The organism is Jeotgalicoccus aerolatus, from assembly GCF_014635205.1.
Lineage (GTDB): Bacteria > Bacillota > Bacilli > Staphylococcales > Salinicoccaceae > Jeotgalicoccus > Jeotgalicoccus aerolatus.
In genome coordinates this window covers 1-574 of record NZ_BMCN01000014.1, presented here as the reverse complement: position 1 = coordinate 574, position 574 = coordinate 1, and the positions used below count along the sequence as shown (strand labels likewise).

The window sequence follows — 574 nt, the reverse complement described above, 5'->3', positions numbered from 1 at the left end:
GGGGTAACCAAAATGATGTCCTTTGTCTCTCTGCTCCTGGTAGGCATCCTATTCCATGCCACCCAGGCTGAACAGTTAACAAAATGTGAGGTGTTCCGGGAGCTGAAAGACTTGAAGGGCTACGGAGGTGTCAGTTTGCCTGAATGGGTCTGTACCACGTTTCATACCAGTGGTTATGACACACAAGCCATAGTACAAAACAATGACAGCACAGAATATGGACTCTTCCAGATAAATAATAAAATTTGGTGCAAAGACGACCAGAACCCTCACTCAAGCAACATCTGTAACATCTCCTGTGACAAGTTCCTGGATGATGATCTTACTGATGACATTATGTGTGTCAAGAAGATTCTGGATAAAGTAGGAATTAACTACTGGTTGGCCCATAAAGCACTCTGTTCTGAGAAGCTGGATCAGTGGCTCTGTGAGAAGTTGTGAACACCTGCTGTCTTTGCTGCTTCCGTCCTCTTTCTGTTCCTGGAACTCCTCTGCCCCGTGGCTACCTCGTTTTGCTTCTTTGTACCCCCTTGAAGCTAACTCGTCTCTGAGCCCTGGGCCCTGTAGTGACAAT

General features: G+C 46.5%; 1 protein-coding gene. It reads left to right on the top strand.

The window, feature by feature from the left end; translation table 11 throughout:
• Positions 1-441 (top strand): lysozyme family protein (locus tag IEU81_RS11145; protein ID WP_229715014.1); only part of this gene is annotated, 441 nt, incomplete at its 5' end.
• Between the last annotated feature and the right edge of the window lie 133 nt (positions 442-574).